This is a genomic window from Hoylesella buccalis ATCC 35310, from assembly GCF_000177075.1.
GTDB classification, from domain to species: Bacteria; Bacteroidota; Bacteroidia; order Bacteroidales; family Bacteroidaceae; genus Prevotella; species Prevotella buccalis.
Genome location: NZ_ADEG01000031.1, coordinates 66,630 through 91,709 on the forward strand (window position 1 = coordinate 66,630; position 25,080 = coordinate 91,709).

Sequence of the window (25,080 nt, forward strand, 5' to 3'; positions counted from 1 at the left end):
CTTATGCGTTTTCTTTTCTTAATATGTCCAGACCATTGCGTACAATCTTCTGAAGTTCCAACTTAGAAGAATCCACGAACTCGGCAACGGCGAAATCTTCCGGAGACACTTCATATATCCCCAGCTGTTCTTGCTTGTCGATGTCACCTGCAATCAAAGACTTGATGAGGTATTCGCCATAAATATCCATGGGCAGCACCCGATCGTACTCGCCGCTCATGATCATGTGGCGCTCTCCACCTTTGACACGCGCATCCAGGTCGTATTGCTTTTCCTTTCCTGAAAGCCACGAGAAATAACTGCGTGAAACAGAAAACTGATTGGTGCGCGGCAAAATCCATCCCAGCAATTCGTCTGCCTGATCACCTTCTGGTATCACGCAAACTTCCGAAGTGTGTGCACCGAGAAAGTCGGTCAACTCACACTTGCGCCCTGTTAACGGATTACCATTGATGATGCGCAGATGTTCGTTTTCGCTCTCACCGCCTATCTGTCCTGCTAACAAGTCAGATATCGGTGTTCCAACCAAAGCATCCACATATTGAGGATTGTTCACTTTGCTGCCTGCAATGGCCACCGTCCGCGTGAGGTCCACTTTACCCGTCAGGAACAAACGACCCATGAAGATGACAGCCGTTGGTTCGACCGTCCATACCACCTCACCCTTGTTGACGGGTGACAGGTGATTGATTTGCACGCCTACATTGCTGGAGGGACAGGGACCGTCAAAAGCCGTAATCTCAACATCAGAAGACTGTGTCAAGGCCTTGTCGGTTTGATTGACATGGATGTTCAAATATGTCTTTGCAATCTTCGACAACGCAGTCAAACCTGCTTGGAAAGCTTCTTCGTTGCCTTCCAGCTCGAACTCAAACTTGCCGGCCAAAGGCATGTTTCTGAAAGCAGATACAAAAATACCCTTAGGTTTGCTCTGTGGTTGGGTCGAAACGGCATAAGGCAGTTGGTTGACATATCCAAAAAGACCTGCTTGCAACAGCGCCTCTACGACTTCGTCACCAGAAAGACTCCTCACGTCTTTCTTGCCAAAATCAACAAACTCCTGTTGTTGTGACGCCTCCACAATAACAGCCATCACTTTACGTCTATCACCGCGGACAATTGACTTCACTTTTCCACTGACCGGTGAGGCGAACTTGACTTCTGGAAACTTCTTGTTAACGAAAAGAGCCTCTCCAGCCTTCACGTCGTCCCCTTCATGCACACATAGCTTAGGGACTACGCCGGCAAAATCGTCAGGAACAAGAGCATATTGATGACTCTGTTTTAAAGATGTTTTTTGTTCGTTTGCTCTACCCTTCAGATTAATGTCCAAGCCCTTACGTAACTTAATTACATTTACCATAGAATATATAAAATTAAACTTTTTTCCAACCAATGAGGGCATAAGATATTGTTCATATCCAAATGTTTGGCAAATTTAGTAACTTTTACTGATTTATAAAAGAAAAAGCAATCATTTATTTCAGCCGTGACAAAAAATGATGTACTTTTGCATAAAACAAAGCTGAACGCTGTCTGAAGAAGTTTAAAAATATACTCAACATCATCATTTGGAGCATTGTAGGAATTTATCTTACAATCATCATTTTGTTGCGTATACCGTCCATACAAGACGCCTGCGGTCAGCAAGTTGCATCCTTATTATCCAAGCGGCTTGGCACTGAGGTGAAGGTCGAACGCATTGATATAGGCTTTCTCAATCGCATCATCATCGATGGGCTGTACGTCACTGACCAACAAGGTAAGCCCATGCTGCAAGCATCCAGGTTTTCTGTGAAACTGGATTTCATTCCGCTAACGCGCGGAGAAATTTCTATTTCCTCGGCTCAGCTCTTTGGCATGCAGGCCAATCTTTACAAAAGTAGTAAAAACGCCAAGCCCAACTTTCAATTCGTCATCGACTCTTTAGCTTCGAAAGATACCACAACACAGGCCAAGCCCATCCGCATCGCCTCTGTCGTGTTAAGACACGGCGCTGTTAAATACGACCAATTGGATTTACCGCAGACAAGACAATTCTCGCCCGCGCACCTCAATTTGAAAGACATCAGTGCGCATGTCATTGTCAGTGCACTGTCAAAAGACTCGTTGAATGTCAAACTGAAAAATCTGAGCTTCAAGGAACGATCCGGCCTTCAGGTAAAATCATTCTCATCCAAATTGCGGGCAAACACCAACCATGCCGTCCTGGAGAATTTCAAATTGGAACTGCCAAACTCTAAATTAGCGTTAAACCATGTCCGCGCCAATTACCAGATGAGGAATGGTGTGCCATACATGCCCTCGCTATCCTATCACGGCCTCATAGACAACTCATACGTCACCCCATCCGACTTTGCTTTCATTTCTTCGAAGCTCAGACCATACCATACGCCTGTCAACATCCAGGCATCGCTTTCCGGAACGGCATCGTCTTTGGCCATACGCCACATCCATTTGCTTGCCAAGAACGAACTGGAGCTTGCTGCCAAGGCAACAATTCAGAAATGGGCCAAGTCTCCAAAATGGAATCTTGACCTGGAGACGCTCAACCTTCAACAAGCAGCCGTCAAAAAGTATCTGCCCAAAGAATATCAGAACACGCCATTGACGAAATTTGACCACATCCGCCTGTCAGGCAACTTCCATGGAGAGGGGAAAGACATCTATTCCAAAGGAATCTTCTCATCCAATTTGGGCGACATCAAGTTTGATGCCATGGTCGCTCAAGGCAGCTACAAGGGCATGATAGAAACCAACGATTTTAAGCTGGCTCCCTTGTTGTCCGACCAAGATTGGGGATTGCTAACCGCTAAAATTCAGCTCAACGAATTTCGCAAACAAGGCAGCCAAGCCGTGTTCAACATTAAAGGTGATGTCCCCAAAATAGAATACAAAGGTTACCCATACAAAAACGTTTCAATCAACGGACACGGCACATTGGACACAGATTCTCGCTTGGATCACTTTGATGGAACGGCGGCGCTCAATGATGTTAATGGCGTATTGAACATCCAAGGAAAGGTTGACCGAAACCAAGCACGTTATGCCGCCCTGTTCGACCTTACAGCAAAAGACGTAAACCTCTCGGCCTTGCGTCTCACACAAAAGTGGCCCAACCGAATGGTCAGCCTCCAGGCAAGCTCGCAGCTGTCAGGTCACTCGTTGAAAGATGTCACGGGCCGCATGCTCCTTTCGGGTGTCATGATGCGAGACCCTAACCAAACCTATTCATTATCAAGACTTGAATTGAAAACAGGGTACGACCAGCACCAAGAACATTTCATTTCTCTCGATGGCGATTTTGGCAACGCATTGGTAGTTGGCACATTCGACTACAATTCCATTCTACAGAACATCGAAAATGTCATCATCGACAAACTTCCAGGCATCCAACTGCTCACGCCCATGACAAGGCGCGTCACCCCACGCACAAACGTCCGCCTGTATGCCGACATCAGCAAGACCGATTGGGCAAACTATCTTTTTGATATCCCGCTCTCCCTGCAACAACCGCTGCAACTCAGTGGCACCATCAACAGCGTCAACAACCAACTAAACATCAATGTCAACGCGCCCGACTTCACTTACGACGGAAGCCGATACCAGGACAATCATCTACACTTGTCTACACCAACCGATACGCTGCATTTCAGCGCAGAGGCCAACAAGCTGGATGCGGAGAACAAGCGATGGACCTGGCGGGTGCAGTCCTCCGCAGCCAACGACCACTTGCTCACCACCCTGTGGTTTGACAATCATGCCTCCCATCCGCTCCAAGGAACTCTGAACACCACGACACAGTTCTTCAAGAAAAAGAATGGTGAGCCGGCAGCCCATGTAATCATCCATCCGTCGGAGATATTGATTGAAGACAGCATCTGGAACATCGAGCCGTCGGACATCATGTACAGCAAGAACCATCTCACGGTGGATCATTTCTCCATCCATCACGACGACCAACATATCATCGTGGCAGGTCTGGCTACCAAAAATCCTATGGATACCCTCGTGTTCGACCTCAAGGGCATTGACGTAAACTATGTGCTGAACCTGCTTCAATTCGATGCCGTCACATTCGGAGGGCGGTTGTCTGGACGCGCATTCGCATCGGGAGTCTTTGGAAAACCCCAGGGACATGCGAACGTACAGGTCAGTTCATTTGAATTCGAGACAGGTCAGATGGGCGTCCTGGATGCCAACGTCAGCTGGAACGCTCCCTTGAAGCAAATCGACATCCAAGCCCAAGCCAACGACCAAGGCCGGCAAACCTTAATCAACGGCTTTGTTTCGCCAAGCAAGCATTACATCGACTTGGCCATCCAAGCTCGGCAGACACGCTTGCAATTCCTCGAAGGCTTCTGTGGCTCGTTCATGCAAGACGTCGATGCAAGCGGAACAGGACAGCTGCGGCTTTATGGCGACTTGTCATATCTCAACCTCACCGGACAGGTTGTCGCCGACGGCTCTCTGGGCATCACGCCCCTCAACACCCATTATACGCTCAGGCGGGGCATGATTACCCTGACACCCGATGAGATTGTTTTCAAGAACGACACCATCTACGACCGCAATGAGAACATTGGCATTGTCAATGGCAGGTTGCGTCACGACAACCTGCGCAACTTGCGATACGACTTACACATCGCTGCAGAGAACCTCTTGGCTTACGACACGCACACTTTTGGTGGAAACACCTTCTATGGAACGGCCTACATCAACGGCACCTGCGCCATCACTGGTAATGGTGACGATTTAAACATCGACGTTAACGCCATACCACAAAAAGGCTCACAAATCGTGTACAACGTGGCCGGCCTGGATGCAGTCAGCACCCAGAACTTCATCAGATGGTCCACAAGAACCGATTCGCTGCAACCAGATAGCATCGCACCACGCCAACATACCATCGATTTGGCCGCACAAAAGTTGCCCGAGGTATCTGGCGACTTACATCTAAACCTGCTCATCAACTGCACGCCAAACCTCACGCTCAAACTACTCATGGATAACAAGACGGGCGACTACATCGCTTTGAATGGCAACGGTGTGCTGCGCGCCAACTATTACGATAAGGGTGCTTTCGAAATGTTCGGCAACTATGTGGTCGATCATGGTATCTATGGGCTGACCATTCAAAACGTCATCAAGAAGGACTTCCAATTTCAACAGGGTAGCACCATCACCTTTGGAGGCGACCCTTATCATGCGACACTCAACCTCAACGCCACTCACACTGTCAATGGCGTGAGCTTGGCCGACTTGAACATCGGGCGGTCGTTCACCAACAACAACGTTCGCATCAATTGTCTAATGAACATCACAGGCACGCCGCAGGCGCCGCGAGTGGATTTCAACCTCGACATGCCTACCTTGAGCAACGATGCCAAGCAGATGGTATACAGCCTCATCAACAGCGAAGAAGAGATGAATCAGCAAGTGCTTTACCTGCTGGCGGTAGGCCGGTTCTATTCACAAGGCACCAACAACAACGCCGGCACTGATGGCACGGCGCAACAAAGTCAGGCGAGCCTCGCCATGCAGAGCATCCTTAGTGGAACATTGAGCCAGCAAATCAACAACGTGCTGAATACCGTCATCGATAACGCCAACTGGAATTTTGGTGCCAACATCTCCACCGGCACCGAAGGATTCAATAACGCTGAGTATGAAGGACTGCTTAGTGGACGACTGCTGAACAACCGTCTGCTCATCAACGGGCAGTTTGGTTACAGGGACAACCCCAATGCCACGACCACCTTTATTGGTGATTTCGACATCCGATATCTGCTCTTGCCAAGTGGCAATCTGGCCATCAAGGTGTACAATCAAACCAATGACAGATACTTTACGCGCAACAGTCTTACCACGCAAGGAGTAGGCTTGATTTTGAAGAAAGACTTCACCAATCTTAAAGACTTGTTTGGACGTAGACGAGCGAAGAAGGCAAAACCGTCAAAATAAGTTTCCACCTCCTCATTTGAAAAGAGCCGTTGTGCACGTAGTTGTCTGCCAAACAATTAAGGGCGTTTCTATAAATTAGCTTTGTCAGATTGCGAGGCTGTTTTTGGTGGTCAATTTGTTTGTGAGTGAAGGAGTATAGCGAGCTATACGACTGAACGAACAAGCAAATTGAACCCAAAAAAGACCGCAAGATGACAAAACGTAAACTGTCCAACATAAATAAAAATTACGGTGGTAATTTATAGAACCGCCCTTAACAAATGGGGTAGTGGCGATTCAATCGTAAAAAGCAAACACTTCCAATTTAAAAGCACAGCGTTATTGAAAGAATAAAGCTATTTAGATGGAAGGGCAGAGTGGAAAAGTGAAACTTTTTGCTGATTTCCATCCGAATTCAAGATAAAAGTCTTACTTTTGCACCACCTAACAATAAGGAAAGGTGCTCGAGTGGCTGAAGAGGCACGCCTGGAAAGCGTGTAACCGCCTAAAGCGGTTCGGGGGTTCGAATCCCCCTCTCTCCGCTAATAGGCTTCAAAAGGACTTCACAAGGGTTGTCAATTTAGCCTTCAAAAATTTGCTAATCGTTGTAAAATCAAGGTTTTACAACGATTTTTCTTTGTATATACCTCTATCGCCTGACGGCATAACCCTATGTTATGACAATCATCATTCGGTCAATTTCTGCTACATAAACTGCTACACAAAAATTGCAGTAGCAAAAAATGTAGCAGTGACGGTATTCTGAATACCATATTGACGGCATCAACTCTTTCTTTTTCAACGTATTAAGTATTAACTTTGCAGCCGAGTGCTACACAAAAGAATGATGCATTATGAGAACAAATTTCAAGGTATCCTTCTACCTACGCTCAAACTATGAGAACAAAGAAGGAAAGTCGCCTGTAATGCTCCGAGTATTCCTTAACGGAGAGATGGCTAATTTCGGATCTACGAAAATATTCGTGGACAAGTCACTGTGGAATAACACTACCAGCAGGCTCAAAGGTCGGACGGCAGAAGCCTTATCCGCTAATGCCGCATTGGACTCCATTTCCACAATGCTGAATAACATTTACCACAAATTCGAGGATGATGAATCCTTGTCATTGGATAAAATCCGCTCATTCTTTGTCGGGAAAGACAGGGAGTACACGACCTTTCTCCCGATATTCGACAAGTTCAACGAAGATGTCAGACAGCGTGTCGGACATACCATCAGCAAGGACAGCCTGCAAAAGTACAGCGTTTTAAGAAGGCATTTCGCAGAATTCCTTATCTATAAGTATGGGAAGAAAGATATTGGACTGGCAGAGTTCACGCCATCTATAGTACAGGACTTTGAACTGTACCTGAGTACGGCGGCTGGGTGTGCCTATAACACATCAGTCAAGAAATTGAAGGCACTGAAAACCGTGACCATCTATGCGCAAAAGCGTGGCTATCTTCTTCACGACCCATTCCTCAATCATCGTTTTCACTTGGAGCCTGTCAATCGAGGTTTTCTCACGGATGAGGAGATTATGAAGATAGCCAACAAGGAAATTGCTATTCAACGCTTGGAGTTAGTAAGGGATGTTTTCATATTTTCATGCTTCACAGGTCTGGCATATATCGACGTATCCAACCTTACACCAGACAACATCGTAACGCTCGATGACAAGCAGTGGATTATGACCAAAAGGCAGAAAACAAGCGTGGAAACAAATGTGTTACTTCTTGACATACCCAAGAGTATCATTGCCAAGTACAGTCATAAGACCTATCGGGACGGCAAACTATTTCCCATCCTAACGAATCAGAAAACCAACGCATATTTGAAAGAAATTGCCGACATTTGTGGCATCAAGAAGAATCTGACCTTCCATCTTGCCCGACATACGTTTGCAACCATGTCGCTAAGCAAGGGTGTTCCTATGGAAAGTGTATCGAAGATGTTGGGGCATACCAACATTAAAACTACACAACTTTATGCCCGCATAACCAACAAGAAAGTGGAGCATGACATGGAACAGCTCGCTGACAAACTCGGCAAGTTCAATAAGGCGATGGGCATCTGATAATATAATGAAATGTATAACCCTAAAATAAAAGATTTATGGAAACAAAGAAAGAACTATCTTACTTCCGTCTGAAGTTGGAGAACTATTTGAGTGAGCATTTTCCAGAACTGCTGGGTGACAAACCATTCATAACGGCAAGATCCGATGAAGCACTTTCCACCTACTGCGATGCAGTGGCACAAGGCTTCTCGCATCCCGAAGCGGAGAGTATGGCAAGTGAAGTCTTGCATCGAGGACTTCATTTTTCCAAGTATGACACACTTGTATCTGTCTTGGAGAATGAGTTTGAGAAGGAACTGCCCTCTCCGCTCCCCGAAAGACTAACACCAATGCTTCTGAAGAATAAGGCTGTGCAAAGCGTTTTCGACAAGTATGAACTGACAGACGACTTTGGCGCAACACCAGAGTATGAGAAACTCTACACCGAATTGACAGGAACAATCGTTCTGCTCATTGAGGTCAATGGTCTGCCAACGATAGGCGGTGAGAACATGACTTGATGTAGCACCATCTGGAGCTTTTGTAGTGTCAAGAGCCAAGATAAACGCTCCACTCCACACGCCAAGAGTTTTACAAACACTTGTCTTTGGGTCGTTAGAGCATCTTGCCGGTGCTCTTGAAACTATTAAAAGCTCCGATTATGAATACAATCATCATGAATCAAGACGTTCTTAAAAGTGCGATTTCTCGCCGAGACAATAGAAGCGAGCTTCCATTGTCCTCACGGCTTAACGAAATCGTTCACACACCTGCCTTCATCAAGGCAGACGCATCGAACAAAACCGATAAGAACAAGCAGCAGCCGACTTCTCCCAAGCAAGTCCGCCGCTTCGGTTGGACACGCTTCATCGAACTAGGCTTCCTGCTTTCCATCGTTATCGGTGCCATTTGGCTTATCTCGAAGATAGTAACGCCACAGGTCGTAACTGTCGTGTCAGTTATTGCAGGTTTTCTGATACTACGCTTTATAGTCAGGGTAATTCTGAAAGTGGCATTTACGTTGCTGAGCATTCTCTTCTGGCTGGCGATTGTCTGTGCCATCCTGCTTTGCGTGCTTTGAGAAGCACGACGATGAATCTGTAAACACTTTCATTTATCGTTCATCAGGTGGTTATCTCACATTTCGAGATAGCCACCTTTTCTATTTCCCACTATGGGCGTTGCACTTTCGCTTCCTTTCCAATGCTCCACAATATGCGAAATGAAGAAGACGGATGCTGTTCCCTTTTTATCCGCAAAGGTAGTATGGGGCTTGTGGCTTTCAAAAGGTCTGTGCCGCTTGGTTTGTCTGGAAAATCTCCACACCTACGGGTAGTATTTTCCGACAAAACCTTGTGCAAGCCCGCCCCGCTACCTTGATTTTGCTACAAAAAGGAATCAGCATACTCCGATCTTTGGACGCATAAAAAAAAATGTCGCTATGGATAAGCAAAAAGTAAATACAACATCTTCGATGAACAGAAAAGGATATAGCTCCTCCTCTCATTACCGCATTAACCCTGTGGCTGAAAAAAGTGAGCAAGTGTTGGCAATTAAGTTTGTACAATGGGACATTCCCCCTTTGGAGAGCCTTTGTAACAGCAAAGTATATCTCCTGCGTGTGAAACTCAATAGTGGCGAGTGTATGAGCCGTGAGGAAAAGAATTGGCTATGTGAGGCGGTAAACTCAAACACCTATTTCCGTACAGCCGTTCCCCTACAAGGCTATCGCTTTAACTTCTTTGATGTACTGAAGAAATACCTTGTCAATCAGTACGGACAATGGACAGAGTATTACGCACCCGACAGAACAAGCCTAAGAGCCTACCTATATGGGCGTATCAATCAAATAGTAGAAATTTCCAAGTATTAACAACATCAAAACATATACGACAATGAAAGGAACAGAACATTTCACACGGACAATAGCCGAGTATCTTAATCAGCGTGCTATGACAGACCCCTTGTTTGCCCCTAACTTGATGAAACCGAACAAGAATATCGAGGAGTGCATCACCTACATTCTTAATGAAGTGCAGAAAAGCGGTTGCAACGGCTTTGATGATGATGAAATCTTCTCTATGGCTGTTCACTACTATGATGAGGACGATATAGAAGTCGGCAAGGCTGTTTCCTGCCAAGTAGCCGTTAATCACATTGTAGAACTCACAGAGGAAGAAAAAGCCGAAGCAAGGCAGGAAGCCATTAAGCAATATCAGCGTGAGGAACTTGCCAAGATACAGAGCCGTAACGCACGAGTTAAAAAGACCGAGAACATAGCAACCCAAGTACAACCATCACTATTCGATTTTTAAGTCTATGAAACCAAGAAACAAATTTGAAAAGGCAGTTTTTGAACAAAGCAAGCACCTATGCCCGATAACCAAGACACAAAGTAAGTGGGCATTCCGTGAGTGCATAGACCACTTAGCCTACCGCTTGCCAAAAGGTCGCACCACTTGTATGGATTGTGGGCATAGTTGGATAATGAACAAACATAGAGAAACTTGCACTTGCCCTCATTGCAGGGCAAAGTTGCAGGTCAAGGAAACATTCCAAAGGAAATTGCAGCAGAAGCACTATTTCACAACACTTACCGCTTGCGGAGAATACCAAGTGTTGCGGATGTTCCTCCTCGTGGCTGAAATGGAGAAAGGTTGCAAGGCAGGACACTATGTGCTTGAAATCGGTCAGTATTGGTGGAACGCACAAGGACGAAAGACGATTGTTGCCGTTCAGAGAGTATTGGGTAGATACGTTGATACATTCTCCTATTGCGCACCTATGGCAATCCGCAACGACAACGAAGCCTACCGATATGCAGCCTATTCGCAGATATATCCGAAGTTCAAGGTATCAGACACACTCCGCAGAAATGGTTTCAAGGATGATTTTCACGAAATACCCCCGACAACACTCATTCCTGCATTGCTTTCTGACAGCCGTGCCGAAACATTGATGAAGTCGGGACGTACAGACCACCTACGCTATTTCCTTGGCAAAAGAAGAGCGTTTGACGAGTATTGGCAGTCCTATAAGATTGCAGTCCGTAACGGCTACGATATAACGGATATTTCCCTTTGGTGCGACTATGTGGATATGCTCCGCAGATTGAACAAGGACATACACAGCCCGAAGTTTCTTTGTCCCACCAACCTCAAAGCCGAACACGACCGCAGACAGGAGGAACTCAATAGACAAAGGGAAAGGGAGGAGATAGAACAGAAGCAAAAGAAGGCAATGGAAGCCGAAAAACGTTTCAAGGAACTCAAATCCAAATTCTTCGGTATCCATTTCACGGACGGCACAATCCAAGTCCACGTATTGGAGAGCGTGCAGGAACATTTGGAGGAGGGAGCGACCATGCACCATTGCGTATTCTCCAACGAATACTATCTTAAAGAGGACTCACTAATCCTATCGGCAACCATTGAGGGCAAGCGGATAGAAACAATAGAGGTATCACTGAAATCATTTGAGGTGGTGCAAAGTCGTGGAGTGTGCAATAAGAATACGGAGTACCACGACCAAATCGTGAACCTTGTCAATGCCAACCGAAGGCTTATCAGACAGCGGATAAAGACAACAGCATAGTATGAACCATTAAATTATCAGAGATATGAAGACAGAGATTGAAAACATTATCTACAACTATGCGGACGAGATACCGCACATACTCATCAGGGTTATCAATGCGATAACCCTGTCCGAAAACAAGGACGAGTTAAGGTCGGCAATCAATAAAATAGCCGAAGAAACGGAACTTGACAAATTCTTTGCATACGGATATGGCGCACATCACTTTTGGCTCACACACCGCAGAATATCCAATGGAAAGCCAAATGAATACAGATTATTAAAAGTTGAATTTTAAGATTAGAGATGATGAAGAAACAAAGATTTTTAGTCTATACCGAATATGTTTTTGACGGCGTATTCGATGTTGTTGCAGAGAGCAAGGAGGAAGCACGGTATAAAGTCCTGCAAGATTGTGGGTTGGTCATGGGTGGAAGTATTCACAGCACCCTGCCCGATGATGAAATAAACTGGGCATTTGACAGACACCCCAACAAGCGAATAGACAGAATAACAAAAGTGTAGAAACAGCATCTTGAATAAGAACAAGAGCCACGCAAACTGAAATTTGCGTGGCTTCTTTTCTTTCTCTTTGAACGAGTAGGCGACCAAAGAAAAGAAGCAAAAGAAAAGTCGCAAAGAAAAACTCTTATTTTGAAACTAAAAAAAAGAAACAGGAAGCGTGCTTGCCCACTTCCTGAAGAATATTCTCTTTTTAGAATAACCCTAAGATACAGATAACCAAGGATAAAACTCCTATAGTCAACTATATCTTGTCTAATGTTGTTAAGGGATTCTTTTGTTGAGGTTTCTTCTTTTTAGAAACCTCAAGCTACCAATTTAAAGAAAATGATATTTTCATATTTAATAGGCTTTGAAGTTGTAGGCTAAATGTTTAATGTCCCCATAGCCATTTTTGGACAGAACTCACTAAGGGCTGCTATTTACTTAAAGTCCTTCCACATTAATGGATTGGATGTTTCTATTTTCATTCCTTTATCCTCCCATTCTTTGATCTGTTCTTCCCGCTCCTGTATTGTCGAGTTTGTGAATTGTTCAAGCTCAGATTTTAATCTGACAGCATCTCCATTTTTATTCCGTTCCGCATTTCCTTGCCCGAAGATAATAAATTGCATACTTCTCATAAAAGGTTCAAGTTTCCCATCAACAAACAGAGTATTATCAGTTATTGATAAATAAATCACAACTTCATTAGGTATACATGGATTAGGTAATATACGAACATCTTTTTTTATAAAAGGGTTTGGAGTTTTCCCGACCCAGCTATAATCTTTTTCCCATGCAGAAATTAATTCTCCTATATTCATATTCTATAACTTTGGTTTTTATTTAATAAAGCATATAATATGCCAAGAGTCTCCTAAGTTGAATCTAAATATATTGCAACTGACAAGATGACAGGTCATGAAGAGATAAGAATATCCTATAGAACTTGAAGTAATTAATGGATGTAAAACAAAATTAATTCCATCTTTCTCCGTTTCACTAACCCACGCAAAACTTTTCCCTTATATCGGCAGAACGAAAAATACTCCCGATAGAAGTTTCTGTCTCCAGACTCTATCTTTCGCAGCAACTTACTTTTGGGATGCTTACCATAACCGAGCAATCGCCCTACACCAACATTGTAGGCAAGCAAGGTCAATAGCAGCGCATCCTTGCCATAGCCCTTGAAGTGTTCAAAGCATTTCCAAAGGTCGGCACGGAGGAGCGAGTCCGCCTGCCGTTCTGTCATATTGGAAGAGAAATGCTCACCCGGTTGCAACTGATGACCATATCCCACATACGGATAGCAACCGTTTCCGTGTAGCCCCTCGAAGTATTTCACGATCACCACGGCGCGCTCAAAAGGAGGCAAGTCTGTCAACCGTACCCTGCGCTGGGCAAGGATCGGCTGGCAGAGCAAGCACATTATACAGAATAAAGCAAAGCGTTTAGCTGTTCGCATCGTTCAAGGCTCTGGTTACTACTGCGGTGGTCTTTCCCTTTTCCTCCGCCTTTTCGTTGTTGAAACTGAAAGTCAGTTGCTGCACCTTCCCGAAACTGTCCTCCACGTACACGTCAATCGTCTGGCGGTCGGTGGAGAGCGAGGTGTAGTACAGACGGAAAACGTCCTTTGTGAGCGGATAGCGGTCGTTGGGCTTGAACACTATTCTATCGTCCATTTTCAGTGTTCCCTTGCCGTCGGGCTGGAAGTATCGGATGGTGTAGCGTGTGTCAGCAAAATCGCCCCCTCGTTTGAGCGTGCAGCGTATCTCCGCTGTCTGTCCCTTGACAATGTCCTTCTGAACGGGCATCGTCTCGACAGTGAACGGATAAGACTGCTGAACATCCAAATCCCTATCACAAGCAGATAGGCAAAACACGGCAAGGGACAGCATACCCATTACCCAAATCGTATTCAATATCTTCTTCATCTTTTCTTCTACTTAAAAGTTAAACCTTAGTCCTGCTGATAGCGCAGGACGGAAACGATGCACGTCAGAGCCGAAGAGCAACCGCCCTTGTGCCTTGACAAGAAACAGAAGCCTGTCCGTAAGGAATACTTCCACCGAGCCATGCACGGCACCGCCATAGACGAAGCGTGAGCGGTCGAGCAGTGTCGCCCCATCGGGCAGCAGCTTTTTGTCTTCGTTCAGCTGCTCATAGCCACCCAAGGCGGATATGCCACCATAGAGAAGCACGTTCTTACCCCTGTCGGAGAGAACAGGGTACATATAGCCCACCTGTAAGAGTACATCTTTGAGTTTTACACTATAATCCCGATACGGCATATTTTGCTGTTCATACTCAACTCCTACAAAGGAGTAGTTCTCTCGTTTCAAGTAACGGGTAAGCGATATGCCAAGACCGAAGTTATCCTTGCCAAAGAACTTTTCTCCTTTGATAAGGGGAACGCTGCCCATGACTTCTATCCCTTTCTGTTTGGGTATCAGCCGTTGGGCGTGCGACGGCAGACTAAAAGCCATTGCCACCGCTACACAAACCGATAAAATGATTTTCTTCTTCATAATGTCTACCATTTCAGTTTGAGGTTATCAATCTTCTTTGCCAACTGCAAATCTTCTGCCGTTACATAAAAAGTCAGCGTACGACCGCCATTTCTTTCATAGAGCGTCACTTCAAGCTGCTTGTCTTCTGCAAGAGAAAACTGCTCGAGTACAAACACAGTGTGTTCAATGCCCATGCCACGCACCTGCATCACCTGATGATAGGCACGAAGCGGCTGCAACACCTGCTCTTGTATGGCGGTGCGCTTTGCCATCTTCTTATCCACAACCTTAAAGGTGATAAAATCCACCGAGTACGGCATATTTGTGTCGTTTTCCATTCGAGTGTGGAAATACAGCAAGCCGTTATGGGCATACAAGCCACGAAGCAGGAACTTCATACCAAACTGCTGAGCACCGATGTGCTTAATGCGGCGCCTGTCATTCTGATAGATGGTCTGCATCATCAGTTTTACTAATACGGGCGACTCATTGCCGAGTTCCTTAAAGTAAATATCAGAGCGATTGCTTGGCAGCCTGCCTTCTGTTGTAGAGAGAAAGTCTTTCATCTCGATACTTAACTTTTCCGGCTCATCGGCATATTTTACATTAAAAGCGTAAAATGAGCCGTCCTCACAGATGACACTCATATTTGTCTCCGTTTCAAAGTCCTTCACCGAAGCCTTTACACGTAGTACGTTCTCTGCATCCTCCGCTTTCCCTGCGATGATGTTCTGTGAACCTAAGTCTACATAGCGAATGGCAGAAGGGAAGATAAGATGCACGGTCTTGTCAAAAGTAACGTCCAGACCATACGGCAGTACGACACGCCCCGTAGGTATGGCACGGCTCATACCTTGAAAAAGCTCTCCCGAGGTAAACGGACGGCTCGGTGTCAGACCATCATAGTTTTCCTGTGCTGTGGCTGTTGCTCCCACCATGGCAAGCATAGCCATTGATAAAATAATTTTCTTCATTGTTCCTTTTTTATTTGATGTTATTTTTACTTATCATTTTCTATTGTTTCATTTGGACTGAACCAAGAAAAGGCGGTAGCCACCCTTGAGCGTTACCTTGATGGTGCGAAGTTTCTTCTGAAGCAGCTGACTTGCGCCTTGCATCACCCCACGGGCAGCCTCGGAGATAATCTGGTCCTTGGCAGAGGAAGCGAAGGTAAAGGATGTTCCCATTGAACCACCAATGTTCGCCCCGACTTCTTTAAGCGCATTGATGTCCTCCGAACCTGGTATATACACCCCCTCCTGTCCGTCCATATCGTATGCCGAGAGCTTGACGGCTATGATATGGCCGTCCACCTCAATGCTTTTGACAAGCAGGTGCATACGGTTGCCCTCAATCTTGGCAGATGCTATCAGCCGGCTCTGCCTTGGAATACGCAGTCCCTGCACCTTGGCAGTTTCCAGCAGACGAAGCACAACATTGTCACCCTCCTTAAGAACAGTAGTTCTGTCCACAACTACTTTCAGTGTATTGCGCATCAAAGATGGAGAATTATTGGTAATCGAATGAAAGCCCATGTTCCGAGCCTTCTTGCCGTATTCCTCCATAAAGTACACATCGCTCATAGGCTGATCAAGTGAAGAAACTATCTGCCTACGCTCTGGCAGAACTTCCATTGCAGGCTTTTCATTCTGCATGGTCTTGCCCTTAGCGGCTTCAGAGCCGCCTGTAGTGTCTTCCGTCTTCTCCTTTCCTGCCGTCAGACCATTATTGAAGGTAGGTGGAGTTGATGCTTTAGGGAGATACTTCGCTGCCATCTGATAGCTCTTTTCCATCAAGGCAAGCTGCCGTTTCTCTTCATTGTCCTCCTTACTATCCTTTTGAGATAGTTCTTTCTTTAGATTATCTATCTCCGAACGTAAGGCTTCACGCTCCTGTTCGTGTGGGTCGGGAGCGTAAAAGGAGTTCAAGAGGCGATTGTTCTCCTCATAACGATGCATGGAGTTTTCTATCTTTGCCGTAGAAGCAGCTGTCTCTGCACGCTGCTCCTCTGATGGAGCAGTGTTCTGTGCGAAATAGTCCGATAGTCTGCCCATCTCCTCACGGGTTTGTTCCTCCTCGTGTGCTTTGTCGCCTAATTCGTAGGCTTTGAGCTTGTTCTCCGTCAGTTTTTCTGTTGTAGCCTGCGGGATGCTGTCATTGAGTCCCTGCTCCGCTGCGGTCTTATCCTTACCCGAAGGTGCGAAGATGAACCACATTGAAAGGGCAAACAGCAGTCCTAATCCTCCGAAGACCAAGCCTTTCTTCATTTGTTCTTTCTGTTTATTATCCATTTTCTTTGATTGTTTGATGATGTTGTAGGTAAAAATTGCCGTGTAATTCTTGTAAAGTACTGTCCGTCTGTATCGGACTGTCCGTCAGCTTTCCCATGGGGATGGGTAGTTTTTCCTTCTTTGGAGGAAGGAAAAACTGCGTTATCATCCAGAGCGAGCAGAGCAAATAGATGAAGCTCAGCCCATAGACGATTTCCTTTCTCTGCCTTATCGTGAGCCTTTCACAACGATGGCGGAGCCACAGGTGAAAGCGCAGATAGTGACGTGAGAGTAAAAAGTTTCTTTTCCTTGCCATAGCCTTATCGTTTATAAGTCTGTATATCCCTGTTCTCCTTGACGAGGAAGTTCTCCATCAGGAAGCCTTGTGGGTTGTTGTCCGAACGGACAGAGTTCTGCAGCGTGCAGGTTGTAACAAGACTACGCTCTGTAACGTTACTCTGACGGACGATAAACTCCCGTGCATAAGTCGTTACCGCATAAGGGTAAGTATTAAAGTTGCAGTGGATAGAGTCCACCTCTATACGCTGATTGACATTACCCGATATGGCACGGTTATAATAGCCTTTCTCTGCCAAGTCTTTGTAATAGTTGAAAGCCGACTTGTCACACAGCACGAAGGCACGCTCCATATTCTTCTCAATGGCATCCTTGTCAGGTGCAATGGTAAAGAACAGTTCATGGAAACGACGCACATGTTCTCTTGCCTCTACGGGACGATTACGGCTTGCATCCTGACTGAGGGCAAGCATGAGCGACTTTCCCTGGTCAAGCACATAGATTTTCTCCCTCTGCTCCTTAGCGAAGCTGTATGAGGCATAGACAGTATAACCGCTTACTGCCACGCAGACGATGGCAAAGACAAAGGCGTAGAGTCTTATCTGTCTGAATGAGGTCTCGATGTTGTTGAGTGATTTGAATTCCATTTTTTCTCTTTTATACCTGTTGATTAATTAAGCATAGTTGCTCGATTTCTATTTTCCTTTAAGCAGTGCTCCCTTGATACGTCCACCGACATTTCCCACAGCGGCACCTGCGCCTGCCATAGCAGCCTTACCACCTGTATATGCACCTTGCGCGCCACGCTGTGCAGTCTGGTTGACATTGCGTCCGTAGGAGCCGATACCGCCACCAGCTTCAATAATCCACCCTGCCACGGTAGGTACACAGAAGTAGCCTACAATGCCGATAAGGAAGAAGACGATGTAGTACCACGTCCCCGAATCTGGCAGGTAGTTGGGGTCACTGAGTGCATCGATGTCTTTCTGCATCATCAGCACCTGTATCTTGGTAAGCAGTGCCGTAAGAATAGAGCTGACAGGCAGCCACAGGTAGACCGATATATAGCGTGAGAACCATGCCGTAAGTGAGCCTGCAAGACCATCCCATACGGCTATGCCGAACACGATAGGTCCGAGTATCGAAAGGACAATCAGAATAAAGGTGCGAAGCGTGTCAATGATAAGCCCCGAAGCGTGGAACAGCAATTCCAAAAAGTCGTGTACCAATTTCATGACCCATTGCTTGGTCTGATAGGCGGCACGCTCGGCATACATCCCCGCAATTGTCACGGCATCTTCAGGTCCGATAATGCCCATTTCCTCTATCTTCTGGTCGAACTTTTCGTTGGAAACCAAATAAGCCGTCTCGGGATTCCTGAGGTAGGCTTCCTCCTGCAGCTTGTCTCGCTTGGTAGTAAGCTCGGCAAGGTTCCCCTCCTGCTGGTGTACCATCATCTCCGTTCCCTGCACTACGGGCGAGAGGACGGCATTCATCGTACCCAGTACGACTGTCGGGAAGAACATGATGCAGAAGCCCAAGACAAAGGGACGGAGCAAAGGGAAAACGTCTATCGTCTCGGCACGGGCTATGGAAGCCCATACCCGAAGGGCAATATAAAAGAGTGCACCCAAGCCTGCAATGCCCTTGGCAATGCCCGTCATCTGGGCACAGAGCGGCATCATCTCGTCATAGGTGGAGCGTAGCAGCTCGTGTAAACTGGCAAAATCCATAAGCGAATTTGTTTAGATCTATGAATAAACCACAGATTACCAATATCTGCTTGTCGTATTGCCGTAGAGCGCCTTAACAGAGGCAAGGTCGTTCTTCTCACGAGCACGGACATAACTCACGGAGATATTCTTCCTTGTATAGTACGACACCAAGGAGCGGTATTCACGTAGTGTGGTATAGATACGGTCTATCTGCTGCATTCGCTCGTGGTCGTTCATCGAGAAGACATTACTCTTAACAATGGACTTTAGTTCCTTGAGACTCTCACCGCTCTGCTCCAAGAGTTTGGCATAGCCCGAAGCCATTGCAGCAAGTTCTGAAGGGCGGAAATTCTTGTCCGAAAGCATCTTCTTATATGAGGTAACATAAATCTCCGAGATATCGCCCACCATCAGAATGCACTCCTTGACCTTGTAGGCATCGCCGATAAGATTGCTTACCTTCTTCAGGGCATCGTAATACTTCTTGGTGTCGTTGTAAAGTTTCTCCACCTCCTTGAATCCATCAAGGGTGTTCTTCACCGTCTTGGAGGCGGTGGCTATCTCCTTGACAGAATTGACGATGTTGCCGGCGAAATTGCCAGGGTCGGTTACTACCCACTGTGCGTGGGCTTTGGGAACAGAAAGGCTCAATCCTAAGAGAGCCATGAAAATGTACTTTTTCATTGTTGCTATAGTTTTGATTGTTTGTACTTATTTCTTTTTATTGTTTCTTTTCTCATTGGCAAGCTGACGGATAGCCGTTTCGATATCTCCACCGAGCTGTGCTGCCCTGTTCATCACCTCCACCTTCTCGGTTTCCTCCGTGGTGTAGGTCAGGTATTCCTCCATGCTCACTTCCGTGGCATAGACGGCACTCTGCATACCGCCCAGCCCTATCCACACTTCCTTGTAGAGTCGGTTGGGGTCGTTGTTCTGATTGATGGATAGTATCTGGCTCTTTTCCTTTTCCGACAAGCCGAGCATCGCCTGTATGCCATCAAACTTGGTCATGTACTTGCGCTGGTCAAGCAGTATCTTGCAGTCGGAGTTATTAATAATACTTTCCTTGACTATGGGCGACTGAATGATATCGTCCACCTCCTGCGTTACGACAATGGCTTCCCCGAAATACTTTCTCACCGTCTTATAGAGATACTTGATGTAATCTGCCATGTTTGCCGAAGCTATGGCTTTCCATGCTTCCTCAATGAGTATCATCTTGCGGATACCCTTTAATCGGCGCATCTTGTTGATGAAGGCTTCCATGATGATAATCGTTACCACAGGGAAAAGGTCTTTGTTGTCCTTCACTTGGTCGATTTCAAAGACAATAAAGCGTTTCGAGAGCAGATCGATGTTCTTGTCCGAGTTCAGCAGGAAATCATATCGACCACCACGATAGTATTGCTTCAATGTCGTTAAGAGGTTATTGATATTGAAGTCCGAGAGCGTTACCTTGATGTCACGCTTTTCCATATCCTTTCGGTATACATCCCGCAGATACTCATAGAAAGTATTAAAACAGGGTGTAACGCTGTGGTCAGCACATATCAGCTCGATATAGGAGTTTACGGCTGAACCAAGTTCACCTGCCTCGGTCTTGGTGATATGCTCATCGGCACTCTTCCAGAGCGTGAGCAGTAGCGTACAGATACTCTCCCTTTTCTCTACATCGAAGAAATAATCATCCGTATAAAAAGGGTTGAAGGATATAGGACTTTCATTGGTATAGGTGAAATACACGCCGTCATCGCCCTTGGTCTTGCGGTGGATAAGTTCGCACAGTCCCTGATACGAGTTTCCTGTATCAACCAAGAGGACGTGCGCCCCCTGCTCGTAATACTGGCGTACCATATGGTTGGTGAAGAAAGACTTGCCACTACCCGAAGGACCCAAGATAAATTTGTTACGGTTGGTGATGACTCCCTTTTTCATAGGTAAATCCGATATATCCAAGTGGACAGGTTTCCCTGAAAGGCGGTCTGCCATCTTGATACCGAAGGGAGAGAGCGAGTCCTTATAGTTCGTCTCTGCCGTAAAGAAACAGAGGGCAGGCTCAATGAAAGTATAAAACGACTCTTCAGCTGGAAAGTCTGCCGCATTGCCGGGAATACCTGCCCAGTAGAGCGTTGCCGCATCAATGGTATTGTGGCGTGGGTGGCATTCCATAAGAGCAAGTGCAGAACCCACGTCATTCTTAATCTGGCGAAGTTCCTCCTTGTCGCTGCTCCAAGCCAGCACGTTGAAGTGGGCACGGATAGATGTCAGCCCCTGTGAGTGAGCAATATTGAGATACTCCTGTATCCACTCCTCGTTGATTTGGTTGCTACGGCTGTAGCGTGCCAGCGAGTGCATATTTCTTGCCTGCTTCTCAAAACGTTCCAAGTTGGCATCGCTATCCTCGATGAAGAGATACTGGTTATAGATGTGGTTACACGGCAGCATCAAGCCCACGGGAGAGGCAAAGGAAAGACGACAGTCACTTCTGTCGGTGGATAGCCGTTCATATCGGCTGTCCGTGCTGACCGTTGTCGGTAGGTCATCCGTATCGGAAAGTGTATGCAGACAAAGCATATTGTCGCCCACACGCACAAGGTCTGCGCCCAGACGGATGTCCTCCAAAGACGCATGCCCTTCTTCAGATAAAGAGAAATACCTGTCGAGTAGTCCGCCCTTTTCATTTGTGCCAACCAGCTCATCTTCTGTCATGCGGACAATCCTTATCTGTTCGGTATCGTTGATGATACGCTCGAACTGGTCTACTGCTTCCATGAACTTCATCACCTCATCTTTGTTGGTGATTTCCTTAGGCAGCAGATGACCACGACAGAGTGAAGAGAAGTTGCTCTGCTGTGCCATACGCAGCTTGTTGGTCTTGGTAAGGAAGAGATAGACCGAGTGGTGGAGATACGGACGCTCGTTGAAGTGCCGTTCAGAAGAACGGGCAAGGAAACTCAGGCTGCCATCGGAGAGCTTACCTTGATAGTCCTCCTTGATGAACCAGTCTTGCTTGTGTACGATGCTGTAATTGGGTAGCACCTTGATTGCCTTATGCCAGGCAGAGTGCATTGCCTCGTATTCGGCAGAGGTGACGATGAAGAGTTCGGGTAGTTCCAAACGGAAAGCGACCGTAATATCTGCGTCCTTGCTCACCATACACCCCTGCTCGACGGAGAGCAGCGGGAACTTCGATTCCAAGGTCGTGATTTTACTGTTGTTTCTCATTGCTTCTTTCTTTTGGGTTGAAGGTTACGGATAAGGTGATAGACCGTCCGGCGGTTCACAAGGTAGCGTGGGTGCATTCTCACGGCTCCCTTTTTCATGAGTCCGTATTGCCCATACTTTCGGTTCATGGCAAACGTTTGCCACACCACGAGGGTGGCACCCACTATGCCTATAACCAGACAGGCTATCTGGCTCACTCCGCAGAGATAGAGAATGACCACGAGAATGAAGACAGCCAGCAGCCCTCCCGCAAAGAGGAAAAGATACTGTGCCTTCAAGCCCTTGAACTCTACCGTCCGGCCTACACCTTTGTTGATTTCCCACTCAGCCATTGTTACAAGAAGAAAGAACGTAGGATGGTGGCAGCCACGATGAGGAAGATACACGCACCGAACCAAGAGGCTGCGGTCTTGCTCGTATCGGGGTCACCCGAACTGAACTTATTATAGACCTTGATTCCTCCAATCAAGCCCACCACGGCACCGATGGCATAGATAAGTTTTGTACCCGGGTCAAAGTAGGAGGTTACCATTTTGGTGGCTTCGTTAATACCCGCCATGCCGTTTCCTTGTGCGTACGCTCCTGCGGTGGCAGCAGCCATCAGGAGCAGCATTGTGATTTTCTTTTTGTTGTTCATTGCTGTTTTTATTTTAAGTTGTTAAACAAATTATTTTCTTTTTAGGGTGAAAGTGGCAAGGGGTAGCTCGGTTTTATCGTATGACAGATATTGGCAGATTGTTTTACTTTTGAGCCACCCCCGAATCACTTTACAATTTTATAATATGAGTAAGAACATTAGTTTACAGATAATATGACAGTGGACGCTCGCCCATATCGTCAGTTTCCGTCATCATATTGTCAGAAGAGTTCTTTCTGGAGGCATCGAAAGTGGACAATTCATCTGTCTGCTCTTGTCCTTCCTCTGCTCTTCGGATTTTATCCAGCAGGATAGACTGTTCACCTTGCATTTTGGCGACATACTCCTTGTATTTCTCCATAAAGTCAGTGTCTTTAAGTTGACCGACAATTTCCTTGACTTCGGCATCATCTACCTCATCACTGTTCTTACGCCACTTTCTCATGCGACCTAAGTCACGTGCGAGGATAGATTGACTGGATACCTCGCCATCTTCAGATGCGGACTCAATGGGCAGACTCAGCTCCTCGCGAGCAACCTCGTTTTCGTCCTCTCTTTCCATCTCGTAGCTAACCTCCATCTCGTTATCCTCTTCCTTCATGTCATCTTTATTTTCGGAGTTCTGAGGTGCAAAATTATTACTATTCTGCTTTGAATTTTTAGATGATGAAGCAGAGGGAGCTTGTGGGATAATAGGGGAAATGGAACGGCTTTTGCCAATCAGTACAAACTCGGCTTGCTCTTCTGTTCCTTCTCCTTTTTGTCCGTCTTTTTCCTTCGTCGCTTCATTCTCCTTAGTCTGCTCATTGCACTTTTTATTTCTTTTGATAAGGACGCCATAAGGAGATACATACCGCGTATAGAAGTACAGGATACCCAGCATTATCCAAATGATGATGAGTATCAGTATAAAACTGAAAAGTATTGTTTCCATCATAGTGTTATTGTGGTCTTACGTCTTTGCTTTGCTGCTGCATTATTGAGAAGTTCCTGATGTTCCCGCAGATGCTCCCGGAGGATATTATCAATATAGGAAGCAATAGATACCCTTTCTCCTAAGTCTTGTAGCACATTGCGCAGGTTCTGTAATGTCTCCAAATTGATGGAGAAAGCCGTCCGCATTTGCGAACGCACGGGATGAAAGTATAGGGAACGGTATTCCTCTATGGAAAGGGACGACCTGCCAGACTTTTCCATTCTTGGCTTCCTTTCTCTTTTCGGCTCAGTGTTTCCGGTTGTCCCACCTTCTGTTTCATCTGTCGGTTTTTCGTTTGTTGGTTTCGTTTCTTCCGGACTTTCGTCTTCCTCTTGTAATGTTGCAGGGGAAGGTTCTGTGTCCTCAGAAGGGTCGAAGGGGTTGGGGACCGTGACAGGTTTCACCACTACATTGTCCTCTGCCATTTTCTTCAGCTTCTTTTCCAGTTGCTGCTTTCTTTCCTCAATCGTTGCCATTTTCTGTTTTCGTTTTTAGTTTGAGACGTTGAATTATCTCGGAGACGAGTTCATCCAGCCCCGTACCCGTTCGCAGTCCCTTTGCAGGAGGCTGATAGGTGGAACGGAACACACCACGCAGCCCGTATGTGGAAAGTTCGTGAGAGAAGCGGTGCGTGGCATATACATAGCTGGGCAGGAGTGTGAGTTCGTATTCGTCGATGAGCTTTGTATATTCATCGATGATGATGTTCCTTACTCTTCTGTCCACCTTGTTCCAGAACAGGATAATGTCCTTTATCCGAGAGTCGGACATAGAAACTCCAATCTCCGTGATAGTCTTGGCGTATGCCAGACATGAAACCAGCGACTGAATGTCGGCTTCAATCGGAGAAAGGATATAGTCCATCTGAAGGGACAGTTCCATCAGTTCGGTTGTTCCAGCATGTCCCGGGAAATCAAATATAACCAACTGGTACTTCTCGTTGCTGATACCGTCGATTTTACTTCGTGCAGTCCTGACGGCTTCCTTGGGTGCAGACTTGTAAATTCTGTATGCTTTTTTGCCAAGGTGATGAAAGTACTCCTGCATGGATTTGGAAAGCTCTTCGCTCTCCTGAACGATACTTTTCTCACGTTCCCTCAGTTTGTAGAAAGAGTCTTGCGACAGGTCGCAGTCCATCACGAAGAGGTTGATGCCTTGTTCGTAGTACAATATGCTGCTTACGATTTCGGCAAGAGTACTTTTTCCCACTCCTCCCTTTTGGGAAGAGAAGCCCAGAAAAAGGGGGCGTTGTTCTTTGTTCTCCATAATGATAATTTCTTAGTTCATATTATTTGTCTATTTGATGTTTGGATATTCTCTCATTATTAAGAGTCATCAGCAGACAGTTTGCTCTGACTGCGTATGGT

The 25,080-nt window shown here is 46.2% G+C and carries 26 protein-coding genes and 1 tRNA gene; 10 read left to right on the top strand and 17 right to left on the bottom strand.

Annotated elements, in window-relative coordinates:
• Nucleotide 1: 1 nt before the first annotated feature.
• The gene (locus tag HMPREF0650_RS02575; protein ID WP_040562212.1) at nucleotides 2–1,363 is read right to left on the bottom strand and encodes a Na(+)-translocating NADH-quinone reductase subunit A; all 1,362 of its coding nucleotides are present in this window, start codon (nucleotides 1,361–1,363) and stop codon (nucleotides 2–4) included.
• Nucleotides 1,364–1,608: 245 nt separating this feature from the next.
• Between HMPREF0650_RS02575 and HMPREF0650_RS02580 the strand changes: the two genes are divergently transcribed.
• From HMPREF0650_RS02580 to HMPREF0650_RS12605, 10 genes are all read left to right on the top strand, one after another.
• Complete coding sequence (locus tag HMPREF0650_RS02580; protein WP_004348161.1) at nucleotides 1,609–5,964, top strand: translocation/assembly module TamB domain-containing protein; 4,356 nt, start codon at nucleotides 1,609–1,611, stop codon at nucleotides 5,962–5,964.
• Nucleotides 5,965–6,397: 433 nt separating this feature from the next.
• Nucleotides 6,398–6,485: transfer RNA gene (locus HMPREF0650_RS02585), tRNA-Ser, on the top strand.
• 312 nt (nucleotides 6,486–6,797) lie between these two features.
• Nucleotides 6,798–8,021: a site-specific integrase gene (locus HMPREF0650_RS02590; protein WP_004348162.1), complete on the top strand. Its 1,224-nt coding sequence runs from the start codon at nucleotides 6,798–6,800 to the stop codon at nucleotides 8,019–8,021.
• Between the two features lie 38 nt (nucleotides 8,022–8,059).
• Complete coding sequence (locus HMPREF0650_RS02595; RefSeq protein ID WP_004348163.1) at nucleotides 8,060–8,524, top strand: DUF1896 domain-containing protein; 465 nt, start codon at nucleotides 8,060–8,062, stop codon at nucleotides 8,522–8,524.
• Between the two features lie 140 nt (nucleotides 8,525–8,664).
• Nucleotides 8,665–9,084: a hypothetical protein gene (locus HMPREF0650_RS02600; RefSeq protein WP_004348165.1), complete on the top strand. Its 420-nt coding sequence runs from the start codon at nucleotides 8,665–8,667 to the stop codon at nucleotides 9,082–9,084.
• Between the two features lie 360 nt (nucleotides 9,085–9,444).
• Nucleotides 9,445–9,876: a hypothetical protein gene (locus HMPREF0650_RS02605; RefSeq protein WP_004348168.1), complete on the top strand. Its 432-nt coding sequence runs from the start codon at nucleotides 9,445–9,447 to the stop codon at nucleotides 9,874–9,876.
• A gap of 22 nt (nucleotides 9,877–9,898) precedes the next feature.
• Nucleotides 9,899–10,318 (top strand): PcfK-like family protein, encoded by a 420-nt coding sequence (locus HMPREF0650_RS02610; protein WP_004348170.1) that lies wholly within the window; start codon nucleotides 9,899–9,901, stop codon nucleotides 10,316–10,318.
• A 4-nt stretch (nucleotides 10,319–10,322) separates the two neighbouring features.
• The gene (locus tag HMPREF0650_RS02615) at nucleotides 10,323–11,597 is read left to right on the top strand and encodes a PcfJ domain-containing protein (protein WP_004348171.1); all 1,275 of its coding nucleotides are present in this window, start codon (nucleotides 10,323–10,325) and stop codon (nucleotides 11,595–11,597) included.
• 25 nt (nucleotides 11,598–11,622) lie between these two features.
• Nucleotides 11,623–11,877, top strand: a complete 255-nt coding sequence (locus tag HMPREF0650_RS02620; protein WP_004348173.1) for a DUF8466 domain-containing protein — start codon at nucleotides 11,623–11,625, stop codon at nucleotides 11,875–11,877.
• Between the two features lie 8 nt (nucleotides 11,878–11,885).
• Nucleotides 11,886–12,104 carry a hypothetical protein gene (locus HMPREF0650_RS12605; protein ID WP_004348174.1) on the top strand — a complete coding sequence of 73 codons (219 nt, stop codon included), beginning with the start codon at nucleotides 11,886–11,888 and terminating at the stop codon, nucleotides 12,102–12,104.
• Nucleotides 12,105–12,523: 419 nt separating this feature from the next.
• On the opposite strand, the gene HMPREF0650_RS02630 is transcribed toward HMPREF0650_RS12605, so the two are convergent.
• From HMPREF0650_RS02630 to HMPREF0650_RS02705, 16 genes are all read right to left on the bottom strand, one after another.
• Nucleotides 12,524–12,907, bottom strand: a complete 384-nt coding sequence (locus HMPREF0650_RS02630) for a hypothetical protein (protein WP_040562189.1) — start codon at nucleotides 12,905–12,907, stop codon at nucleotides 12,524–12,526.
• Nucleotides 12,908–13,041: 134 nt separating this feature from the next.
• Nucleotides 13,042–13,548 carry a glycoside hydrolase family protein gene (locus HMPREF0650_RS02635; protein ID WP_004348175.1) on the bottom strand — a complete coding sequence of 169 codons (507 nt, stop codon included), beginning with the start codon at nucleotides 13,546–13,548 and terminating at the stop codon, nucleotides 13,042–13,044.
• Entirely contained in the window at nucleotides 13,535–14,017 is a 483-nt protein-coding gene (locus HMPREF0650_RS02640; RefSeq protein WP_040562191.1) for a DUF3872 domain-containing protein, read from the bottom strand. Before HMPREF0650_RS02640 ends, HMPREF0650_RS02635 begins: the two co-directional genes overlap by 14 nt.
• Before the next feature lie 12 nt (nucleotides 14,018–14,029).
• Nucleotides 14,030–14,623: a conjugal transfer protein TraO gene (locus HMPREF0650_RS02645; RefSeq protein WP_040562193.1), complete on the bottom strand. Its 594-nt coding sequence runs from the start codon at nucleotides 14,621–14,623 to the stop codon at nucleotides 14,030–14,032.
• Complete coding sequence (gene traN, locus HMPREF0650_RS02650) at nucleotides 14,617–15,567, bottom strand: conjugative transposon protein TraN (protein WP_004348180.1); 951 nt, start codon at nucleotides 15,565–15,567, stop codon at nucleotides 14,617–14,619. The genes HMPREF0650_RS02645 and traN overlap by 7 nt, the downstream gene beginning before the upstream one ends.
• A gap of 48 nt (nucleotides 15,568–15,615) precedes the next feature.
• Nucleotides 15,616–16,884: a conjugative transposon protein TraM gene (gene traM, locus HMPREF0650_RS02655; RefSeq protein WP_004348181.1), complete on the bottom strand. Its 1,269-nt coding sequence runs from the start codon at nucleotides 16,882–16,884 to the stop codon at nucleotides 15,616–15,618.
• On the bottom strand, nucleotides 16,877–17,179 hold the full coding sequence (locus HMPREF0650_RS02660) for a hypothetical protein (protein WP_004348182.1): 303 nt from the start codon (nucleotides 17,177–17,179) through the stop codon (nucleotides 16,877–16,879). Before HMPREF0650_RS02660 ends, traM begins: the two co-directional genes overlap by 8 nt.
• A gap of 4 nt (nucleotides 17,180–17,183) precedes the next feature.
• On the bottom strand, nucleotides 17,184–17,807 hold the full coding sequence (gene traK, locus HMPREF0650_RS02665; RefSeq protein WP_004348183.1) for a conjugative transposon protein TraK: 624 nt from the start codon (nucleotides 17,805–17,807) through the stop codon (nucleotides 17,184–17,186).
• Nucleotides 17,808–17,855: 48 nt separating this feature from the next.
• Nucleotides 17,856–18,893 carry a conjugative transposon protein TraJ gene (traJ, locus tag HMPREF0650_RS02670; RefSeq protein WP_004348184.1) on the bottom strand — a complete coding sequence of 346 codons (1,038 nt, stop codon included), beginning with the start codon at nucleotides 18,891–18,893 and terminating at the stop codon, nucleotides 17,856–17,858.
• 36 nt (nucleotides 18,894–18,929) lie between these two features.
• Nucleotides 18,930–19,559 (bottom strand): DUF4141 domain-containing protein, encoded by a 630-nt coding sequence (locus HMPREF0650_RS02675; RefSeq protein ID WP_004348187.1) that lies wholly within the window; start codon nucleotides 19,557–19,559, stop codon nucleotides 18,930–18,932.
• Nucleotides 19,560–19,586: 27 nt separating this feature from the next.
• The gene (locus HMPREF0650_RS02680; RefSeq protein ID WP_004348188.1) at nucleotides 19,587–22,100 is read right to left on the bottom strand and encodes a TraG family conjugative transposon ATPase; all 2,514 of its coding nucleotides are present in this window, start codon (nucleotides 22,098–22,100) and stop codon (nucleotides 19,587–19,589) included.
• Nucleotides 22,097–22,432, bottom strand: a complete 336-nt coding sequence (locus HMPREF0650_RS02685; RefSeq protein WP_004348189.1) for a DUF4133 domain-containing protein — start codon at nucleotides 22,430–22,432, stop codon at nucleotides 22,097–22,099. Before HMPREF0650_RS02685 ends, HMPREF0650_RS02680 begins: the two co-directional genes overlap by 4 nt.
• A 2-nt stretch (nucleotides 22,433–22,434) precedes the next feature.
• Nucleotides 22,435–22,737, bottom strand: a complete 303-nt coding sequence (locus HMPREF0650_RS02690; protein WP_004348190.1) for a DUF4134 domain-containing protein — start codon at nucleotides 22,735–22,737, stop codon at nucleotides 22,435–22,437.
• A 163-nt stretch (nucleotides 22,738–22,900) separates the two neighbouring features.
• Nucleotides 22,901–23,674 carry a hypothetical protein gene (locus HMPREF0650_RS02695; protein WP_040562196.1) on the bottom strand — a complete coding sequence of 258 codons (774 nt, stop codon included), beginning with the start codon at nucleotides 23,672–23,674 and terminating at the stop codon, nucleotides 22,901–22,903.
• Nucleotides 23,671–24,189 (bottom strand): DUF3408 domain-containing protein, encoded by a 519-nt coding sequence (locus tag HMPREF0650_RS02700; protein ID WP_004348194.1) that lies wholly within the window; start codon nucleotides 24,187–24,189, stop codon nucleotides 23,671–23,673. The genes HMPREF0650_RS02695 and HMPREF0650_RS02700 overlap by 4 nt, the downstream gene beginning before the upstream one ends.
• Nucleotides 24,176–24,979 carry a division plane positioning ATPase MipZ gene (locus tag HMPREF0650_RS02705; RefSeq protein ID WP_004348195.1) on the bottom strand — a complete coding sequence of 268 codons (804 nt, stop codon included), beginning with the start codon at nucleotides 24,977–24,979 and terminating at the stop codon, nucleotides 24,176–24,178. Before HMPREF0650_RS02705 ends, HMPREF0650_RS02700 begins: the two co-directional genes overlap by 14 nt.
• Nucleotides 24,980–25,080: the final 101 nt, after the last annotated feature.

Excerpts from the sequence above, each read along its gene's own strand:
- HMPREF0650_RS02575 (WP_040562212.1), bottom strand. The coding sequence starts at position 1,363 with ATGGTAAATGTAATTAAGTTACGTAAGGGCTTGGACATTAATCTGAAG.
- HMPREF0650_RS02590 (WP_004348162.1), top strand. The coding sequence starts at position 6,798 with ATGAGAACAAATTTCAAGGTATCCTTCTACCTACGCTCAAACTATGAG.
- HMPREF0650_RS02595 (WP_004348163.1), top strand. The coding sequence starts at position 8,060 with ATGGAAACAAAGAAAGAACTATCTTACTTCCGTCTGAAGTTGGAGAAC.
- HMPREF0650_RS02600 (WP_004348165.1), top strand. The coding sequence starts at position 8,665 with ATGAATACAATCATCATGAATCAAGACGTTCTTAAAAGTGCGATTTCT.
- HMPREF0650_RS02605 (WP_004348168.1), top strand. The coding sequence starts at position 9,445 with ATGGATAAGCAAAAAGTAAATACAACATCTTCGATGAACAGAAAAGGA.
- HMPREF0650_RS02610 (WP_004348170.1), top strand. The coding sequence starts at position 9,899 with ATGAAAGGAACAGAACATTTCACACGGACAATAGCCGAGTATCTTAAT.
- HMPREF0650_RS02615 (WP_004348171.1), top strand. The coding sequence starts at position 10,323 with ATGAAACCAAGAAACAAATTTGAAAAGGCAGTTTTTGAACAAAGCAAG.
- HMPREF0650_RS02620 (WP_004348173.1), top strand. The coding sequence starts at position 11,623 with ATGAAGACAGAGATTGAAAACATTATCTACAACTATGCGGACGAGATA.
- HMPREF0650_RS12605 (WP_004348174.1), top strand. The coding sequence starts at position 11,886 with ATGATGAAGAAACAAAGATTTTTAGTCTATACCGAATATGTTTTTGAC.
- HMPREF0650_RS02630 (WP_040562189.1), bottom strand. The coding sequence starts at position 12,907 with ATGAATATAGGAGAATTAATTTCTGCATGGGAAAAAGATTATAGCTGG.
- HMPREF0650_RS02635 (WP_004348175.1), bottom strand. The coding sequence starts at position 13,548 with ATGCGAACAGCTAAACGCTTTGCTTTATTCTGTATAATGTGCTTGCTC.
- HMPREF0650_RS02640 (WP_040562191.1), bottom strand. The coding sequence starts at position 14,017 with ATGAAGAAGATATTGAATACGATTTGGGTAATGGGTATGCTGTCCCTT.
- HMPREF0650_RS02645 (WP_040562193.1), bottom strand. The coding sequence starts at position 14,623 with ATGGTAGACATTATGAAGAAGAAAATCATTTTATCGGTTTGTGTAGCG.
- traN (WP_004348180.1), bottom strand. The coding sequence starts at position 15,567 with ATGAAGAAAATTATTTTATCAATGGCTATGCTTGCCATGGTGGGAGCA.
- traM (WP_004348181.1), bottom strand. The coding sequence starts at position 16,884 with ATGGATAATAAACAGAAAGAACAAATGAAGAAAGGCTTGGTCTTCGGA.
- HMPREF0650_RS02660 (WP_004348182.1), bottom strand. The coding sequence starts at position 17,179 with ATGGCAAGGAAAAGAAACTTTTTACTCTCACGTCACTATCTGCGCTTT.
- traK (WP_004348183.1), bottom strand. The coding sequence starts at position 17,807 with ATGGAATTCAAATCACTCAACAACATCGAGACCTCATTCAGACAGATA.
- traJ (WP_004348184.1), bottom strand. The coding sequence starts at position 18,893 with ATGGATTTTGCCAGTTTACACGAGCTGCTACGCTCCACCTATGACGAG.
- HMPREF0650_RS02675 (WP_004348187.1), bottom strand. The coding sequence starts at position 19,559 with ATGAAAAAGTACATTTTCATGGCTCTCTTAGGATTGAGCCTTTCTGTT.
- HMPREF0650_RS02680 (WP_004348188.1), bottom strand. The coding sequence starts at position 22,100 with ATGAGAAACAACAGTAAAATCACGACCTTGGAATCGAAGTTCCCGCTG.
- HMPREF0650_RS02685 (WP_004348189.1), bottom strand. The coding sequence starts at position 22,432 with ATGGCTGAGTGGGAAATCAACAAAGGTGTAGGCCGGACGGTAGAGTTC.
- HMPREF0650_RS02690 (WP_004348190.1), bottom strand. The coding sequence starts at position 22,737 with ATGAACAACAAAAAGAAAATCACAATGCTGCTCCTGATGGCTGCTGCC.
- HMPREF0650_RS02695 (WP_040562196.1), bottom strand. The coding sequence starts at position 23,674 with ATGATGGAAACAATACTTTTCAGTTTTATACTGATACTCATCATCATT.
- HMPREF0650_RS02700 (WP_004348194.1), bottom strand. The coding sequence starts at position 24,189 with ATGGCAACGATTGAGGAAAGAAAGCAGCAACTGGAAAAGAAGCTGAAG.
- HMPREF0650_RS02705 (WP_004348195.1), bottom strand. The coding sequence starts at position 24,979 with ATGGAGAACAAAGAACAACGCCCCCTTTTTCTGGGCTTCTCTTCCCAA.